Below are 17,667 nucleotides of genomic sequence, written 5' to 3'. Positions count from 1 at the left end.
CGCGCGCCGTTTCTAAAAGCGTTGTGTCAGCGAGGGCTTACGGGACGACGGTAATCGTGCCTTTCATGTCCTGTTCCTCGGCGAGGCCGTCGACATACCATTCGTAGCGCCCGGGGCGAATGGTCTGGAACTGAACCGTGATCGGCCCCTGGGTATCGAACTCGAGCCATGCCGGCGAGCCGTCCATGTGGATCTCGCGATCCTCGACGACGATCTGGTTCATCCAGGTGTTCCGAAAGAAGTCCGGCGCATGCCACTTATACTCGACGCCGCCCTCGGACACGATGTCCCAGCGATAAGGCTGGCCCGCGCGCAGCACGAAGTCCTTGGCACTGACCGCATAGGGCTCGCCGCCCTGGCCGATGACGAGCGGTGTGATGATCTGCGAGGAGAGCGAGACTGGCGGCAAACCGATCTGGTCGCCGTTGAGGGCGGCGGCCGGCATGGCCTCCGAGCCCGGCGCGATGTTTAGTTCGCTCGCCGGCGGCACCATCTCGCCGGATGCGACGTCATCGTCATCGTCGTCATCATCATCGTCGTCATCGTCCATGCCGGCGGCTTCGCCGGACATTGCGTCGTCGTCATCGGCGTCGTCCGCCGGTGCGGCCGCGTCGTCCGTGGCACCCGCTTCCATCGTGCTTTCGGCCGAGCCGGAGCCGTCATCCTGGGCATGGGCCGCAGGCGCCAGGATGAGGCTCGATGCCATGAGGGCGAGCCAGAGTTTGGTGTTCAGCATAATTCCTCCAGTCTGCTGCTTTGCGATTATCGTGGGGAGAAGGGCCGGTGTCAGTCGACGTCCGCGACGGCGACACCCCAGGGCTGTTGCCCGACCTGCACCGATTTGATCACCTCGTCCTCGGACACGTCGACGATCGAGATGTCGTTCGAGATGCCGTTGGTGGTGAAGAGGTGCTCGGCATCGGGCGAGAAGGCGAGCTGCCAGACGCGCTGGCCAACGAGCAGATAGTCCAGCACCTCGTAGGTGTTGGCGTCCACGACGGCGACGCGGTTGGCGGGCCCGAGCGCGACATAGGCCTTGGCGTCATCCGGCGTGATGCGCACGCCGACCGGCTGGATCGCCTCGGAGCGGATGCCCTGGATCTCGAAGGTGATCTTTTCCTTGATCTGCTTCGACTCGGCATCGATCACCGATACCGTGCCGCCGATCTCGGCAGAGACCCAGATTTCCGAGCCGTCTGCCTTGTACTGCGCAAAGCGCGGCCGGGAATCGACGAGCACGTTCGCCGTGATCTGCTGGGAGTCCTTGTCGATGAAGTGGGCCATGTTCGTCGTTTCCGACGTGTTCACGACCGTCTGACCGTCCGGCGAGATGCCCATGCCCTCCGGTTCGACGCCCACCGGAACCTCGACGACACGCGCACCGGTCTCCAGATTGATGATCGTGACGAGATTGTCGTCCTCGTTCGCCGCGTAAAGACGCGTCCCGTCGGGAGACACGACCAGGAGTTCGGGGTCTGGTCCCGAAGGCAGTGTCCGGATGAACTCGTAAGTCTCGGTCGAGAATTCCTTGATGATGTCGTCGTCGGAGGTGCAGACGTAAAGGCTCTTGCCGTCCGGGCTCACCGCAATGCCACGGGGACGTTGGCCAACGTCGAAGGTGTCGATCACCTCAAAGTTCTCCGAGTCGAGAACCGTGATGTCGTTGCCCCGTTCGTTCGAGACGAAAATCTTGTAGGCGAAGGCGGGCGTTCCAGCGAGCATCAACGCGCCGGCGATTGCACTGGAAACCAAAAGGTTCTTCATCGGTCCTCCCTTGGGATCGGCACGCGCTTGCGTTCCGAGAAATAAATTCAAAGTCCGGAAATCGGCGCGACCCGTGAAGAAACGGGCCGCGCTCGTTCCGCAAGCTCGGCTCACTCGTCGATGGACATCACCGTGATCCGGTATTCACCATCGAGCTTGATATCGTACTGACCGATTTCGCAGGTCGCGTCGTCCACCTCGAAGAGATTGTCGCTCTCCTTTTCGACGCTCGACGCTTCACACCCAATCTTCGACAGGGTCTCCTGCACCATTTGTGTTTCTTCCTCGGAGGCCATTTCCTCGACGGTATCATCACCGTCCTGGGCGAAAGCCATCGTTGAGCCGGCTGCGAAAAGGGAAGCAAGAAGAAGGCGTTTCATCATGATCTGTCTGTCCTCCAACAATGAGATCTTGGGTGAAACGGAAACCTTCGCGATTGCACAGCGCATTCCCGAAGGACCGGCCGCCACCGTCCTTCGCACCTTTGGGAGACGCAAGGATCGGCAGCGGCCGGGGGTAGGATGTGTCGCAGCCGGTTTTGCGGCAACGGGACTACTTCCCGGCTTCACGCCTCCACGTGAAGAAAGAACCCGAATTCTCCGTTATTCTTCCGCGGTTCGCTCCGCGAGCATCCGTCCGCCCCGAGTTTCGAGGGCGAAACGCACGAGATCTGCGGTCCGATCAAGGCCGAGCTTTTCCTTCAGCTTCGTCGCGGTGTTGGCGGCTGTCTTATAGGCAATGCCGAGCCCGTCGGCGATCTCCGACAGGCTATTGCCTTCGCCGAGCATCTGCAGAATCTGCAGCTCGCGCCGTGATAGCAGATCAAGCCCCGCATTCTGCGGTTGCTCGCTCATCAGCGCCGCCGTCTCCGTGTCGGTGTAGGTCTTTCCCTCCAAGGCCTTCTCGATCGCAACGAGAAGCTCATCGGACGGCGCGCTCTTCGCAACATAGCCGAGCGCCCCCTCGCGCCGAGCAGAGGCCGCGTACGCAATGTCGGAATACATCGAAAAGACGACGATCTTTGCTGCAGGCGTATCCGCCTTCAGCCGCCTCAGCACCTCCAGTCCGCTGCCGTTCTTCAGGTTGATGTCGAGAACGGTGATGTCGGGCCGCAGCCGACGGAACTCGTTCAACGCCTCCGACGGCGTCTCCGCCTCGCCGAATTCCGAAACGCCCAGCGTATCGACGAGGCGCTTGACGCCGTCTCGCACCACCGTGTGATCGTCGACGATCAGGATCTTCACGTCTCACGCTCCATCGCATTCCCATCCGCTGTCGCCAGTTCGGCTCTGCGCGAGAGAGGTATGCGACCTTCTACACGAACGCCAGCGGGAAGAAGCACTTCGTCGATCTTCAAGGCCCCACCGGCCGACTCCAGGCGCTCCCGCATACCGATGATGCCGAAGCCGCTTTTCTGCTTGCCGTCGGCAAAACCTCCGCCGTCGTCGCGTACATTGAAGGTCAGGTTGCCGTCCCGTTCCGCGACCTTGACGGAGATCCTTGTCGGTAGCCCGTGCTTCAAGGCGTTGTTAACGGCCTCGCGAATTGCCCTGAACATAGTGGTTTCCACCGGCGCCGGGTAGGTCGCGTCTTCTGCCTCGATCTTGAAAGTGACGTTCGGGTGGCGCTGGCCGAGCGTTGCGAGATGTTCTTCGAGCGCTGCCTTCAGACCAAGACCGGGCATGACGCCCGGTCTCAATTCGGTCAGGATGCGCCGAACCGCCTTTCGCGCCTGCGCCGCATTCTGCTTGATGACGTTTGCACGCTCGGCGGCACCGCTCTCTTCGTCTTTCAGGAGCTTTCGAGCGATTGCGCCGGCCTCGACATCGATGGCGAACAGGAGCGGACCGACGTCGTCGTGAAGGTCGCGCGCAAGCGCCGCGCGCTCCTCGTCCTGCAACCGTTGCAGCTGTTCGGAAAGCCTCCGGTTTGCAAGCGAGGCCTCGCCGAGCCGGTCGGCCATCTGGTTCAGGCCTCTTGCGAGGTCGCGAAGTTCAGGCGGTCCCTTCGGCTCGATTTGAACCGCGGTCTCGCCGGCACCGATGCGCTCATGCGCCATGCGGATCGAATGAAGCGGCTTCAGCGAATGATCGACCACGAGCCAGATCGCGGCGAAGGTCACGAGAATGAAGGCGACGAGGATGGCGACGACGTTGATCGCATCGCTCCAGGTCTCGGCGATTTCGTTGCGCGGATCGATCGAGACGACGACTGCGACCACCGGAGCTGCGAGCCCGCTCAGCGGAATTATCCGGGTCGGCTGCGGAGGCGAGAGCAGGGTGACGAACCATTGCGGGAGGCCGCGATAGACTTCTGCCGGCTGGGACGAAGCGCGAATCTCGCCGCGCGAATCGATCAGCATCATGCGTACATCGCGATCGCCGTTGTGCGAGCGGATGAAGCCCTGCAACTTTCCTGGAATATCGCGCGTTGCTGGCAATTCTGCGATCAGCTGCGCGACCCGGTTGGCGGCACTTGTCTCGGCCGCCCTCAATTCCGCGGCAATCGAATCGCGGGACTGCTCATAGGTCAGCAGGCCGCCGATCGCGATGATGGCGACGAAGGCAATGGCGAGCGTCAGGGCGAGGCGGGCTTTGAGTGACACGAGAGACGTGTTGCCCCGTTATCGCTGCAGAGGCAACACGCTAACGGTTCGAGGGCTCGCCCGAGCAGCGCTTGAATTCAGAGAAACGAGGCGATGACAGCGCCTGGGCCGGATCGCTCAACCAGTCGGTCCGCCGAAGCGTATCGCCGCTTCGTTCGAACACAAACCATCCGAACCAGGACATGCCCTCGCCGGAGCAGAGACTCTCGAAGACCGCAGCCCACTGGCCGCCATCCCATTTCCGGAAGAGCACGATGGAGGTACAGCAGTGCGTCGCGCCGCAATCGTGGGTGACGACCAGGGTCTATCTATGTGACGTTAGTGGCTGCAGGCCGATCTCGCCCCGTGTATCAAACTCGGTATCGAAAAGGTCGAAGAGCTGTGCCGCGCCACATTCTCTGCGATAGGTAAACCTGAGGCGACTATTCCAAGGCGCCGCCGGCGCGGAAGGCGGGCGGGTATCACCTACTTCCTGAGGACGAAGACCGCCTGCTGGCCGAACAGGTTCCAGAACGACCAGGGCATCGCCATCGCCATCTTCTGGCCGGTCGCGTTGATTGCCTGCGCCGTCTCGACTTCGGCGCCGATCTCCTGGGCAAGCGCGACGAAGTCGCGGATCGTGCAATAATGGATGTTCGGGCTGTCGTACCAGGGTTGCGGAAGGTTCTTCGTCTGCGGCATGCGGCCCCGGAACATCAGCGCCGCGCGCACGGCGATGTGGCCGAAATTCGGAAACGAGACAATCGCGCGTTTGCCGATCCGCAGCATCTGGGTGAGCACTCCCCTCGGGTTTCGCGTCGCCTGGATGGTCTGCGACAGGATCACGTAGTCGAAAGACTGGTCGGAATAGTAGACGAGGTCCCGGTCCGCATCGCCCTGGATGACCGAAAGCCCGCGGGCCACGCAATCGTTCACGCCGGCCTGTGAGAGTTCGACCCCACGCCCGTCCACCTGGCGGCGCGCTTCCAGGAGCTGCAGCAGCGAGCCGTCGCCGCAGCCGACGTCGAGGACGCGGCTGCCGGGGATCACCAGTTCGGCGATGATGTCGAGGTCGACGCGTGCGCTGGGCGGCGCGGTGACCGTCGCCGATGTCGCGGTGCCGGAAAGATCGATCGTGCTCACTCGCAAAGCCCTCGCGCGCGCGCCGCCGAGGACAGGAACCCATCCATTGCCCGGTAGAAATCCGGCTCGTCGAGCAGGAAGGCGTCATGGCCCTTATCGGTCTCGACTTCGACGAAAGAGACCGAGGCTGCTGCTGCGTTCAGGGCGTGCACGATCTCGCGGCTCTCGGCAGTCGGAAACAGCCAGTCTGAGGAGAACGAGATCAGGCAGAACCGCGTCTTCGACCCTTGGAAGGCATTGGCGAGAAGGCCCTGGAAGTCGGCGGCGATATCGAAATAGTCCATCGCGCGCGTCAGGTAGAGGTACGAGTTCGCGTCGAACCGGTCGACGAAGGTCGAGCCCTGATGTCTGAGATAGCTCTCGATCTGGAAATCCGCGTCGAAACCGTAGCCGAACGTGTCTCGGTCCTGAAGATTGCGACCGAACTTGCGGTGGAGCGCCATCTCGGAGAGGTATGTGACGTGCGCTGTCATCCGCGCGACAGCGAGGCCCTTCGTGGGACGCTTTCCCTTCTGGAAATAGCGTCCGCCATGCCATTCCGGGTCAGCCATTACCGCTTGGCGGCCGATCTCGTGGAAGGCGATGTTCTGGGCCGAATGACGGGCGCCGGTAGCGATAGGAACGGCCGCGAAGACCTTATCCGGATAACTCACGGTCCATTCCAGCACCTGCATCCCGCCCATGGATCCGCCTACGACGGCGAACAGGGTGTCGATACCGAATCGCTCGACCAGCATCTTCTGTGCCCGCACCATGTCGCGCACGGTGATGACTGGCAGGTTCAGGCCGAACGGATCGCCGGACGCCGCGTCGAGCGAAGCCGGTCCGGTCGAGCCGCCGCATCCGCCGATGACGTTCGAACAGATGACGAAAAATTTCGTGGTGTCGATCGGTTTGCCTTCGCCGATCAGCGGCGACCACCAACCCGGCTTGCCCGTCGTGGGCGATGGGCTCGCGGGATAATGATCCATGGTCAACGCATGGCAGATCAAGATGGCGTTCGACTTGTCTGCATTGAGCTCGCCATAGGTGTTGTAGGCTATTCGGAACGGAGCAAGATCGATCCCTGCGTCGAGGCGCAGCGGTTCGCTCGCGCCGAATTCGGCGACGGGGCTCGACGGCTCGTAGGCCTCGCGGCTGCCCGCGGCGCGGGTCAGTTCCTCGTCGACGGCGATTGCACTCATGGTCCTGCCGGGTTCGAACTCATCCATTGTGCCCCGTCTCTAATGTATCGCATCGTTCGGGGAAACATCGGAAGTTCTGTCGAAGCTCACTCGCGGCTGCGCGTAGTTGCGGCATTTCGAGGCCACAGGGACCCTTCGCGAACGCACAGCGTCGATCTCGGAAATCGTGGTTAAAAAACAGGGTTAAGCGGCTCTTAACGCTTTTACGGCATCGTCCACTCGAATGATCGATCTTGAGATCGACGCAACACCTTCGAGCAGGGGTAGCCGCTATGACTAAAAAATGGGGAGCGGCCGTGGCCGCGGGCGTATCGGTGCTCGCATTGTCTACGGCCAACGCCGCAGACCTGCCTCCGATCTATGCGACGCCCATCTACGAGGCGGCTCCCGAGCTGCAGCCGGTCGAGATCGGCAACGGCTGGTACCTGCGCGGCGATGTTGGCTACGCGTTCTCGTCGGATGTCGATGCCAGCCACCGAGAATACCGTCCGGACTTCAATGAATATCAGTACCGGGCAGGCGTCGGCTACTCGCGCCATCAGTACGAGGACTTTGGTGGAGGCGATTCGTCGTTCGACCTCGATGGGACCGCTGAATTCTCGGTTGGTATCGGATATCGCCTGACCGACTTCCTGCGCACAGACGTGACGTTCGGCTATGCCAAAACGGACTTCGATGGGGGCAGCCGCAGGTTGGACAGCTGCTACGAAATGGGCAGAAACACCTTCGACCCCCCATTCGACTCGGACGAACTCGACTGTCGCGCTTCCCTTTCCGGATCGGTACAGACCTATGACCTGATGGCGAACGCTTATGCCGATCTCGGCACCTATGTCGGCTTCACTCCGTATGTCGGTGCCGGTGTCGGCGCGGCGCAGGTCAACTACGAAGATGTCGATGGCGGCGCGTCCTGCAGCTACGACGGCAGTGACTGCGACCCATCTTTTGCCGATTTCACAGGGTCATATAAAGGCGAAAGTTCCTGGCGCTTCGCCTACGCCCTGATGGGCGGCGTTTCCTACGACTTGTCGCAAAGCCTGAAGCTCGATCTCGGCTACCGTTATCTCAACATCGATGGCGGGGACATGTACAGCTTCGACAACGACGTCGTGGACGCTCAGAAGTTCGGCTTCAGTGCCGAAGATGACGGGTTTGAACGCCACACGATAAGGGCCGGCGTCCGCTACTCGCTCTGGTAGATTGGAATCCTCGTCCGTCCCGGCTTGACCGGATGGCGTGAAGGTCATATCGCGGTCAGTGGGACACGCCTCCCCAACGAGGCGCGCCTATCTGAAAGGGTAGTCAAGATATGACCATGAATGCCAAGCCGGGCACCCGCCCGGCCAATCCACGTTTCTCGTCCGGCCCCTGCGCCAAACGCCCCGGTTGGAGCCTCGATGCGCTCCATGATGCCGCTCTTGGCCGCTCTCACCGCGCAGAAATCGGTAAGGCCAAGCTGGCAAGGGCCATCGACGAGACCCGCGAAATTCTCCGCGTTCCAGACGATTACCGCATCGGCATCGTGCCGGCCTCCGACACCGGGGCGGTCGAGATGGCCATGTGGTCGCTACTCGGTGCCCGCGGCACCGACGTCGTCGCCTGGGAGAGCTTCGGTTCCGGCTGGGTGACCGACGCCGTCAAGCAGCTCAAGTTGGAAGACGTCCGCAAGTTCGAAGCGCCATACGGCGAGATCGTCGACTTCCGGAAGATCGATTTCGATCGCGACGTCGTCTTCACATGGAACGGAACGACGTCGGGTGTGAAGATGCCGGACGGCTCGGCTATCCCTGCAGACCGTTCTGGACTCACCATCTGCGACGCGACCTCGGCTGCCTTTGCGCAGGACCTTCCCTGGGACAAGCTCGATGTCGTCACCTTCTCCTGGCAGAAGGTGATGGGAGGCGAGGCGGCTCATGGTATACTCATCCTTTCGCCACGCGCCGTCGAGCGCCTCGAGACCTATACGCCACCCTGGCCGCTGCCGAAAATTTTCCGCATGACCAAGGGCGGCAAGCTGATCGAAGGCATCTTCAAGGGCGAGACGATCAACACACCCTCGATGCTCTGCGTCGAAGACTACCTCGACGCGCTCGCCTGGGGGAAATCTCTCGGTGGGCTCGACGCGCTCAAGGCCCGAGCGGACGCGAATCTGAAGGCCGTCGAAGCCTATGTCGAGGCGAATGGCTTCCTAGGCTTTCTGGCCACAGACAAGGCGATCCGGTCGAACACGTCCGTCTGCCTCTCCTTCACCGATCCCGACGTGACGGCACTATCGGACGACGAGCAGGCCGCCTTTGCCAAGGGCGTCGTGAAACTGCTCGAAGACGAGGGCGTCGCCCTTGATGTCGGTGCCTATCGCGATGCCCCTCCCGGCCTCCGCATCTGGTGCGGCGCGACGGTCGAGACTGCCGATGTCGAAGCCCTGATGCCGTGGATCGGCTGGGCCTTCGAAGCGCAGAAGGCCTCGATGAAAAAGGCAGCCTGAGCGCTGCGCGATTCGCCATCCTCGGACTCCGTCCCGGGGATCCAGAATTCACGCCATCTCTGCCGGTCTTACCTCACCCGTGCCGACAATTCGCACTGGATCCTCGGGACGAAGTCCCGGGATGACGGCCGGACGGGATGGCGCTCCAAGCTCGATACATTATAGAGCGCGCCACCGCGGCAGCGCCTCATCTAAAGGACACCTCCCATGGCACCACGCGTACTCGTATCCGACAAACTCTCGGAAACCGCCGTCCAGATCTTTCGCGACCGCGGGGTTGAGGTCGATTTCCAACCGAACCTCGGCAAGGACAGAGAGAAGCTCCTCGAGGTCATCGGCCAGTATGACGGTCTTGCGATCCGTTCCGCGACCAAGGTCACCGAGAAAATCATCGATGCTGCCACGAACCTGAAGGTCGTCGGCAGGGCGGGCATCGGCGTCGACAATGTCGACATCCCGGCGGCTTCCAAGAAGGGCATCATCGTGATGAACACGCCCTTCGGCAATTCGATCACGACCGCCGAGCACGCCATTGCGATGATGTTCGCCGTTGCGCGCCAGCTGCCGGCGGCCGACGCTTCGACGCAGGCCGGCAAGTGGGAAAAGAGCCGTTTCATGGGCGTCGAGCTCACCGGCAAGACGCTGGGCGTCATCGGCTGCGGCAATATCGGCGCTATCGTCGCGACCCGGGGTGTCGGCCTGAGAATGCGAGTCATTGCCTTCGATCCCTATCTCTCGCACGAGCGGGCGAGCCAGCTGGGGATCGAAAAGGTCGAACTGGACGATCTCTACAAACGGGCCGATTTCATCACTCTACACACGCCGATGACCGACAAGACCCGCGGCATGATCAACGCCCAATCGCTCGCCAAGATGCGCGACGGCGTGCGCATCGTGAACTGTGCACGCGGCGGGTTGATCGTCGAAGCCGATCTTGCGGACGCGATCAAGTCCGGCAAGGTGGCGGGCGCCGGCATCGACGTGTTCGAGACCGAGCCGGCAAAAGACTCCCCACTTTTCGGGCTCGATAACGTTGTCTGTACGCCGCATCTCGGAGCTTCGACCACCGAAGCGCAGGAAAATGTCGCGCTACAGGTGGCCGAGCAGATGTCGGACTATCTGACGCGTGGCGCGGTTACGAACGCGATCAACATGCCCTCAATCACCGCCGAGGAAGCGCCGATCCTGACGCCTTTCGTGCGACTTGCCGAATGTCTCGGTGCCTTCGTCGGTCAGGTCACCGAAGAACCGATCCGGTCAGTCGAGATCGTCTATGACGGCCTCGTCGCTGAGATGAACACTAAGGCGCTCACGTCGGCCACGCTCTCCGGGTTGATGAAGAGCCAGGTCGCCGAGGTCAACATGGTCTCGGCGCCGATCATGGCGCGCGAGCGGGGCATCCAGATCACCGAATCGACCCGCGACAAGTCGGGCGTCTTCGACAGCTACATCAAGCTGACCATCGTCACAGAGAAGTTCACTCGATCGGTCGCCGGCACCGTCTTCTCCGATGGCAAGCCGCGCTTCATCCAGATCAAGGGCATCAACATCGATGCCGAGATCGGCGAGCATATGGTCTACACGACCAACAATGACGCCCCGGGCATCATTGGCCTGCTCGGTACGGTGTTCGGCAAGGCAGGTGTCAACATCGCGAACTTCCAGCTCGGCCGAAACCGGCCTGGCGGCGATGCGATCGCGCTGCTTTACGTCGATTCGGCCGTCCCCGAAGGCGTCCTCGATCAGGTGCGCGATCACAAAGAGATCCATCGCGCCGTCGCTCTACGCTTTGATGGAATCTCGTGAACAGAACGCACTGATGCGTTCCCGCGCCGCGTTCCGCGGCCGGGGTTTTCATAGAAGCTTTCGTCGTCGCGCCGCGTGAAGAAGGGCGGCGAAGCGCCGGAGGCGAGCCCTCCGAACTCAGTTTGTATGCGGCTCACCTCCGGCGCTCCGCGCGGGATTTTCGCACTCGCTTCGCCGAGAATTCCCGCCTTGCCCGATGCCTCGCCCCGCTGGCACGCCGGCCTCGTTTGCAAGAGGCGGGGGGTGCCGTGCATTAGGCTTGGCATTGGGCTCGGCCCAAACCATCGGCGGCTGTTGGTGCTTCACGGGATGCCTTGCCGGCCTCCCGTTCAAGCGGACCGATCCGCACCCGCGCCATAGTACGCGAGGGACCAACGGAGCCGCGAGGCGTCCGGGACGTGACCTCTCCGGAAGAAGCCGCGCCGCAGACCCGCAGGCCATGCATCCCGAAGCGATCCCGGCGATCACCCGTGCCCTCAAGATGCGTGGCGAGGGCATTATGGGGGTGTGGGTTGGGGCGGGGATAAGAATTTTGCTGAGGACTTAGAGAGGATTGTCACCACGGACTTGATCGCGCATGGCGCCCATTCCTCTTGGCTTTCGGCACGTTCGGTGGTGCCACCGCCGCCCTCGTCAAGGATGAGAGGTCTCAGGCATGGACCCCGGGTCAAGCCCGGGATGACGAGGAGAGAATGGGGGTTTCATCGCGACCCGCATCAGGGAGGACGGGCCTCAGGCATGGATCCCAGTTCGTAGGCCGGGACGACGAGGCGGGAGGGAAGCCGGATCTCTTAGTGCGTCAGGGAGTTGTAGCCCCCTCACGCCGCCTGGGCGACTGCGACTGGTTCGGTGACGACGCGGTTTCTACCCTGGCGTTTGGCAGCGTAGAGAGCTTCGTCGGCGGCGCTGAAGAGGTCTGCGTAGCGCGCGAGACGCGTTGAGACGCCGATGCTGACGGTGATGCGGTGACCGTCGCCGGGTTCGATCCGACCCTTCGCCTCGATGACAGCGCGAATGCGTTCGGCGACGGTCATGGCGCGCCTCGAATCGGCGCCCGGCATGGCGACGACGAGTTCCTCGCCGCCGTATCGCGCAATGATATCGCAGCCGCGGACTTGGCTGCGGACGATCTCAGCGATCCAAACGAGGACGGTATCGCCCGCCTCGTGGCCGAAACTGTCGTTGATACGCTTGAAATGATCGACATCGATGACGAGCAGCGAGACAGGCGTGCCTTGATGATTGGCCTGCTGCAGCAGAGGCCCGACTCGACGCTCGAAATGCCGACGGTTGGAAAGCCCGGTGAGGGGATCTGTGGTCGCTTCCACAGACAGGCGCTCGGCAGACTGATGTGCCCGCCAGGCATCGCTGAGGACACGGCCGAGAACAAGGACACCGAGCGTGTCGGCGACGGTCAACGGGCCGACTGCACGCATAAAATGTTCAGCGGCGTTCGGGACGGGAACAGTGAGGATGAAGAGAAGCGGAATGTTGCTTGCCAGGCCCATCGCGAACAACTTGCCGATCGAGATCGAACGTGCGTCGCCGATCACATATCTCGCGAACAAGACCCCGATGAGAGCCGTCGCGACGATATTGCCGGCGCCCGCCGGGCCGCCGACGCCGCCTTCATGAAGACGTGCGGCGCAGGCGATGGCCGCAGCGATCACAGCCGACAACAGGCCGCCGAAAGGTGCGGCAAGGACCAGCATGACAGCGCGCGGATCAATGAAGAGGCCGGGAATGAACTCCGTGGTATTGGCGATGGCGAGACATGCTCCAACACCGAACATCAGCCCGATCGCGACGCTCCGGACGACGCCAGGCTGCGTATAGCGAAGGAGATACGAATAGCCCAGCGTTATAAGGGCGAAAACGCCCAGTGCATTCACTATGCCAAGCAGGAATTCAGGGCTGGGCATTCTTCACCTCCTCGGCATTGGCGCCGTGCTATCCTCCTTAGCTCAGGCGAAGTTACCCATCTGCAAACGAAAGAGTTTTCTTATCGAATTGGTTTGGTTTGCGAATAATATTACGAACAAAACGAATGGCAGAAGTCTCGTCTTTTTGACCTAACGGTACTTCTACTTGTCTTTGACTTTAGCACTCGATGATGCGCGCTTCGGTAGCGCCTTGATCTCAACCATTCAGTTCGATCATATCTTTTCGCCCCGCTCTGCCAGCAATATTCCCCCGATCACGAACGCCAGCGCCGCGACATGATACGCGTAGAGCGCCTCGCCGAGGATCAGCACCGCGAGGATGGCCCCGAAGATGGGGACAAAATTGACGAACAGGTTGGCACGGTTGGGGCCGATCGCTTCGACACCGCGGATATAAAGGGACTGGGCGATCAGGGCCGGGAATATAGCCGTGTAGAGGGCAGCGGTCGCGCCCTGCGCGTCCGGCCAGATGGTGTGGCCGAGGGCGAATTCGCCGATCGCCAAAGGGATCGCAGCGAGGAAGGCGGCCAGTGAGAGGCAGAAGATCATCGACTGCCACGACAACTGAGGCTTGACCTTCAACGCCACCGTATAGGCGCCGTAGATGAAGACGCCGACAAGCATTAGCGCATCGCCAATATTGAGCGAAAGCGTGAAAAGGCGGGCCGGATCGCCATGCGTGGCGGTCAAGAGAACACCAGTGAAGGTCAAGAGGAAGCCCGCTACCTGGAAGCCAGTGACGCCGGAGCGGAAGATCAGGAAGTTGAGAACGAAGACGACCAGCGGCATCGAGGACTGCTCGATGGTGACATTGATCGCGGTCGTAAAGTTCAGTGCGGCATAGAGCGATGCGTTGAACAAGGTGAAGCCGCAAGCTCCGAGGAGGAAAAGTGTCATCATGCGCGGGCGGATGGCGGGCCAGTCCGCCCTCAGGTGTTTCATCGCAAACGGCGCCATGAAGAGGGTGGCGAGTGTCCATCTGATAAGAGTGAGGAGCATAGGCGAGACGTGCCCGGCCGCGAGCTTTCCCGCGACCGCGTTGCCACCCCAGAACAGCATGGTGAGGGCGAGCAGGACATAGGAACTGGCGAGGACGCGAATCATGGGAACGTATGGAGGTATCGTAACCGCGAACAGACGCTCGCGTCGCTTGGGATGAGGCGGGGAGGCGGAACATGCCGCTTCACAAGGGGGAGACAAGGCTTGAGGAGCAGATAAGGGGGTGAAACAGTCGAAGAATTACGTTTATCCCATTCGCATCTGCAATGACGGTCCTCTATAGGGCGTGGTGGCGAAAGGCCTTCAGACGTGGCTTTTCCGAGCACAATGGGCTCGCCTTGTTTGACCTCTGAGAGGCGGCGAAGGCGAGCGAGGATCAGCAGGAGAATTCCATGGCCAATGTCGTCGTCGTCGGATCCCAGTGGGGCGACGAAGGAAAGGGCAAGATCGTCGATTGGCTGTCCGAACGGGCGGACGTCGTCGTGCGCTTTCAGGGTGGCCACAATGCCGGCCACACGCTGGTAATCGACGGGGTCTCGTACAAGCTGTCGCTCCTGCCTTCGGGAATCGTGCGCGAGGGCAAGCTCTCGGTGATAGGCAACGGCGTGGTTTTCGATCCGCACGCCTTCGTCGCCGAGAAGCGCCGGCTGGAAGAACAGGGCGTAACGATCACGCCTGACAAGTTGAGAATCGCCGACAACGCGGCGCTGATTCTGTCGTTGCATCGCGAGCTCGACGCCGCGCGAGAGCAGGCAGCGGCGAAGGGCATGAAGATCGGCACGACGGGCAGGGGGATCGGTCCAGCCTATGAGGACAAGGTCGGGCGCCGGGCGATAAGGGTGATGGACCTCGCCAATATCGAGACTCTGCCGGGCCGGATCGAGCGGCTGCTCGCGCACCACAACGCGCTCCGGCGGGGGCTGGGTGAGCCCGAGATTGATCATCAGACCATTCTTGAAGAACTGACATGCGTCGCAGCCGAGATCACGCCGTTCATCGACCGCGTTTGGCGGTTGCTCGACGACCGGCGGCGGGCGGGTGAGCGTATCCTGTTCGAGGGCGCGCAAGGCTCCTTGCTGGACATCGATCATGGCACCTATCCGTTCGTCACCTCCTCGAACACCGTCGCAGGGCAGGCGGCGGCCGGTTCCGGTACCGGGCCGGGGCAGGTGGGCTATGTGCTTGGCATCACCAAGGCCTATACGACGCGGGTGGGCGAGGGACCGTTCCCCAGCGAACAGAAGAACGAGATCGGCAAGTTCCTGGGGGAACGGGGCCGCGAATTCGGTACAGTGACCGGCAGGCAGCGGCGTTGCGGCTGGTTCGACGCCGTGCTGGTTCGCCAGGCAGTCGCGATCAACGGCTTGTCGGGGCTGGCGCTGACCAAGCTCGACGTGCTGGATGGCCTTGAAGAGATCAAAGTCGTGACGGGTTATCGGCTGAACGGCGAGGTGATCGACTATCTGCCGGCAAGTCTAGCCGACCAGGAAGCGCTGGAACCGATCTACGAGACCTTGCCAGGATGGAGCGAAACCACGGCCGGCGCGCGCCGCTGGAGCGATCTACCAGCACAGGCAGTGAAATATGTCCGCCATATCGAGGAACTGGTCTCGGCACCTGTCGCTCTTCTTTCGACGTCGCCCGAACGGGACGACACGATACTTGTTCGCGATCCGTTTCAGGACTAGACTTGCGATGGATCAATGCTGGCTTTGAGAAAACTGGGTATTAGCGTTTCATGGCTGACTTGAGCGGCGTACTTCGCAAGACGATCGACGGACTTCCGCGATCGACGCCGGACATGCGGTCCCGCGTCTATGACAAGGCTCGCGCCGCGATTCAGCGCCAGATTCAGGTCGCGAACCCGCCGCTAGGTGATGACGTTGCGGCGGCGCGGCTGAATGCGCTGGAAGAGGCCATCGAGCGCACCGAACAGCATTATCTCAACATCGAAAACGGCGGTGCGTCGCTTGAGACCGCGAACGAACCCGCAGCGGCGCAAACATTCCAACGCGAGCCGGAAAGCGTGCCGGACGAGCCGCCTCAGGAGACCACGCCGGCCGAAGATACGAACGCTGCGGACGGCGAGAGTGACGAGCACGATCTGACGGCGACCGAGGAGGACTACCAGGCCGAGGTCGTTCAGGATCGTCTCGAGGATGCTTCGCTGGAACCGAGTGACGCGACCACTTCTTCGCAGCGGGCGGAGATGGAGCACGACGAGGGTGAACGCTACGACGACCCGGACAACGCGACACACGAGGCCGTGCACTCGTCCTGGGGCGCTGCTCCGGGGAGTGAAAGTGAAGCGGACGATGAGCGGCCTCATGCAGAGGATGCCGCCGCGGATCGCGGTGGTACGCCGGCGCCTGCCAATTCGAACTGGGGCAGCGAAGCGGATCAGCGTTACGACGAGCCGGCTTCCGACGGACCGTTCGTCGGTTCCGGCTCAGCGCCCGTGGCCGGCGCAGGTATGGCGCAGCCCGACTATTCCCGTGACGATATGCACGAGGATGAGCGCGGAACGGACGGCGACGATTTCTCTCTCGACCGTCAAGGCTCGGCCGGCGACGCCGACGGTGGATCGGTCTCGATACCAGAGGCCGACGTTTCGGCCCCGGCCTATGTGCCAAAATCGCAGGAGCGGCACGGCCAACGCAGTGGGGCAATCCTCGGGATCCTGTCGCTTCTCGTGATCTTTGGCGGCCTCGGTGCCGCTGCCTATTTCTACGGCGACGACATATCAACCGCCATTCTCGGTGACGAACAACCGGCTGTCGCGACGCTTTCGCCCGAGGATGGCGACACGCCCGAGCCGTCGGCAGGCGACGATGCGGGCGCGGGGACCGAAACCGCGGCGGCGGGTGACGGCGCGGCGGGCGAGACGGAAGGAACGACACGGGACTACACGCAGCGTCTCCTGCCGGACGGGACGGAAGTCGACGAAGGCCCGGCCGAGCGTCAGCCGAACCAATTCGGCGAGGGCACGGACGTCGCGGCTGCAACGACTGCGGAAGATCCGGTGAGCGAAGGGACTTCGCCGACGCTTTCGAGCGAGATCGGCCGTGATCCGGAGATCGTCGGTGGGGAGACGGCCGAGGGCACGCCTGAGGCGGATGCGGACGGCGAGAACACCGATGTCGCCGCCGTCGATCCCGGCGAAAACGGCAATGTTCCGGTGGCTCAGCGAACCGTCTTCTATCAGGAGCGTACCTCCGACCAGCCGGGCACGCAGGAAACCGGCAACGTGGTCTGGTCGGTCGTCGAGGAACCTCCGATCGAGGGGCAGCCGCCCGAACCGGCAATTCGCGCTGTCGCGGAAATTCCGGAAGAAGACGTCACCATGACGATGACGATCCGGCGCAATGCGGACCCGACGCTCCCGGCCAGCCACGTGATCGAACTGATGTTCGATACGCCGGACAGCTTCGCCGGGGGCAACGTCGCGACCGTGCAGCGGCTGGCTCTCAAGCGGACGGAGCAGGCGCGCGGTGAACCGCTGATCGGCGTCGCGGGAAAGATTTCGGACGGTTTTTTCATCATCGCGCTGAACAATCTCGATCAGGCGGTGGAGAACAACCTCGCTCTGCTCGAAGGCCAGCAGTGGATCGACATCCCGATCGCCTACGCGTCGGGACGCCGGGCACTGGTCTCGATCGAGAAGGGCGTGCCGGGAGACCGGGCCTTCAAGGAGGCGATCGCTGCCTGGGATAGCCGGACCTGAGGCAACACCGCTCGTCCGCGATCGTTCGGACGGGC

At 62.3% G+C, this 17,667-nt stretch carries 14 protein-coding genes; 5 read left to right on the top strand and 9 right to left on the bottom strand.

Going from position 1 to position 17,667, the window contains the following annotated elements; translation table 11 throughout:
- Positions 1-37: 37 nt before the first annotated feature.
- From FP2506_RS07520 to metX, 7 genes are all read right to left on the bottom strand, one after another.
- Positions 38-736 carry a hypothetical protein gene (locus FP2506_RS07520; RefSeq protein ID WP_007066835.1) on the bottom strand — a complete coding sequence of 233 codons (699 nt, stop codon included), beginning with the start codon at positions 734-736 and terminating at the stop codon, positions 38-40.
- A 50-nt stretch (positions 737-786) separates the two neighbouring features.
- Complete coding sequence (locus FP2506_RS07515) at positions 787-1,764, bottom strand: PQQ-dependent catabolism-associated beta-propeller protein (RefSeq protein WP_050765019.1); 978 nt, start codon at positions 1,762-1,764, stop codon at positions 787-789.
- Positions 1,765-1,874: 110 nt separating this feature from the next.
- Positions 1,875-2,147, bottom strand: coding sequence for a PepSY domain-containing protein (locus FP2506_RS07510; RefSeq protein WP_187289030.1), 273 nt, complete (start codon positions 2,145-2,147; stop codon positions 1,875-1,877).
- A gap of 219 nt (positions 2,148-2,366) precedes the next feature.
- Positions 2,367-3,008, bottom strand: coding sequence for a response regulator transcription factor (locus FP2506_RS07505; RefSeq protein WP_007066832.1), 642 nt, complete (start codon positions 3,006-3,008; stop codon positions 2,367-2,369).
- Complete coding sequence (locus tag FP2506_RS07500; RefSeq protein ID WP_007066831.1) at positions 3,005-4,369, bottom strand: sensor histidine kinase; 1,365 nt, start codon at positions 4,367-4,369, stop codon at positions 3,005-3,007. The genes FP2506_RS07505 and FP2506_RS07500 overlap by 4 nt, the downstream gene beginning before the upstream one ends.
- Positions 4,370-4,834: 465 nt before the next feature.
- Positions 4,835-5,491 (bottom strand): methionine biosynthesis protein MetW, encoded by a 657-nt coding sequence (gene metW, locus FP2506_RS07490; RefSeq protein ID WP_007066829.1) that lies wholly within the window; start codon positions 5,489-5,491, stop codon positions 4,835-4,837.
- Positions 5,488-6,675, bottom strand: a complete 1,188-nt coding sequence (metX, locus tag FP2506_RS07485; RefSeq protein ID WP_007066828.1) for a homoserine O-acetyltransferase MetX — start codon at positions 6,673-6,675, stop codon at positions 5,488-5,490. The genes metW and metX overlap by 4 nt, the downstream gene beginning before the upstream one ends.
- Positions 6,676-6,971: 296 nt before the next feature.
- On the opposite strand from metX, the gene FP2506_RS07480 reads away from it, so the two are divergent.
- From FP2506_RS07480 to serA, 3 genes are all read left to right on the top strand, one after another.
- Positions 6,972-7,874 carry an outer membrane beta-barrel protein gene (locus FP2506_RS07480; protein WP_007066827.1) on the top strand — a complete coding sequence of 301 codons (903 nt, stop codon included), beginning with the start codon at positions 6,972-6,974 and terminating at the stop codon, positions 7,872-7,874.
- Positions 7,875-7,984: 110 nt separating this feature from the next.
- Positions 7,985-9,160 (top strand): phosphoserine transaminase, encoded by a 1,176-nt coding sequence (locus FP2506_RS07475; RefSeq protein WP_007066826.1) that lies wholly within the window; start codon positions 7,985-7,987, stop codon positions 9,158-9,160.
- Between the two features lie 207 nt (positions 9,161-9,367).
- Positions 9,368-10,966, top strand: a complete 1,599-nt coding sequence (gene serA, locus FP2506_RS07470; protein ID WP_007066824.1) for a phosphoglycerate dehydrogenase — start codon at positions 9,368-9,370, stop codon at positions 10,964-10,966.
- Positions 10,967-11,784: 818 nt separating this feature from the next.
- On the opposite strand, the gene FP2506_RS07465 is transcribed toward serA, so the two are convergent.
- Positions 11,785-12,888, bottom strand: a complete 1,104-nt coding sequence (locus tag FP2506_RS07465; protein WP_007066823.1) for a GGDEF domain-containing protein — start codon at positions 12,886-12,888, stop codon at positions 11,785-11,787.
- A 234-nt stretch (positions 12,889-13,122) separates the two neighbouring features.
- Positions 13,123-14,013, bottom strand: a complete 891-nt coding sequence (locus FP2506_RS07460) for a DMT family transporter (protein WP_007066822.1) — start codon at positions 14,011-14,013, stop codon at positions 13,123-13,125.
- 287 nt (positions 14,014-14,300) lie between these two features.
- Between FP2506_RS07460 and FP2506_RS07455 the strand changes: the two genes are divergently transcribed.
- Positions 14,301-15,596 (top strand): adenylosuccinate synthase, encoded by a 1,296-nt coding sequence (locus tag FP2506_RS07455; RefSeq protein ID WP_007066821.1) that lies wholly within the window; start codon positions 14,301-14,303, stop codon positions 15,594-15,596.
- A 50-nt stretch (positions 15,597-15,646) separates the two neighbouring features.
- The gene (locus FP2506_RS17950; RefSeq protein ID WP_007066820.1) at positions 15,647-17,632 is read left to right on the top strand and encodes a hypothetical protein; all 1,986 of its coding nucleotides are present in this window, start codon (positions 15,647-15,649) and stop codon (positions 17,630-17,632) included.
- The last annotated feature ends 35 nt before the right edge of the window (positions 17,633-17,667 follow it).

It is taken from the genome of Fulvimarina pelagi HTCC2506, assembly GCF_000153705.1.
Classification (GTDB): Bacteria; Pseudomonadota; Alphaproteobacteria; order Rhizobiales; family Rhizobiaceae; genus Fulvimarina; species Fulvimarina pelagi.
Note: the sequence above shows the minus strand (reverse complement) of the source record. Positions and strands in the feature narration are given on the sequence as shown.

Bases quoted from the DNA above. Each gene is read 5' to 3' on its own strand.
- metX (WP_007066828.1), bottom strand. From the start codon at position 6,675: ATGAGTGCAATCGCCGTCGACGAGGAACTGACCCGCGCCGCGGGCAGC.
- FP2506_RS07515 (WP_050765019.1), bottom strand. From the start codon at position 1,764: ATGAAGAACCTTTTGGTTTCCAGTGCAATCGCCGGCGCGTTGATGCTC.
- FP2506_RS07520 (WP_007066835.1), bottom strand. From the start codon at position 736: ATGCTGAACACCAAACTCTGGCTCGCCCTCATGGCATCGAGCCTCATC.
- FP2506_RS07460 (WP_007066822.1), bottom strand. From the start codon at position 14,013: ATGATTCGCGTCCTCGCCAGTTCCTATGTCCTGCTCGCCCTCACCATG.
- FP2506_RS17950 (WP_007066820.1), top strand. From the start codon at position 15,647: ATGGCTGACTTGAGCGGCGTACTTCGCAAGACGATCGACGGACTTCCG.
- FP2506_RS07510 (WP_187289030.1), bottom strand. From the start codon at position 2,147: ATGATGAAACGCCTTCTTCTTGCTTCCCTTTTCGCAGCCGGCTCAACG.
- FP2506_RS07465 (WP_007066823.1), bottom strand. From the start codon at position 12,888: ATGCCCAGCCCTGAATTCCTGCTTGGCATAGTGAATGCACTGGGCGTT.
- serA (WP_007066824.1), top strand. From the start codon at position 9,368: ATGGCACCACGCGTACTCGTATCCGACAAACTCTCGGAAACCGCCGTC.
- FP2506_RS07475 (WP_007066826.1), top strand. From the start codon at position 7,985: ATGACCATGAATGCCAAGCCGGGCACCCGCCCGGCCAATCCACGTTTC.
- FP2506_RS07455 (WP_007066821.1), top strand. From the start codon at position 14,301: ATGGCCAATGTCGTCGTCGTCGGATCCCAGTGGGGCGACGAAGGAAAG.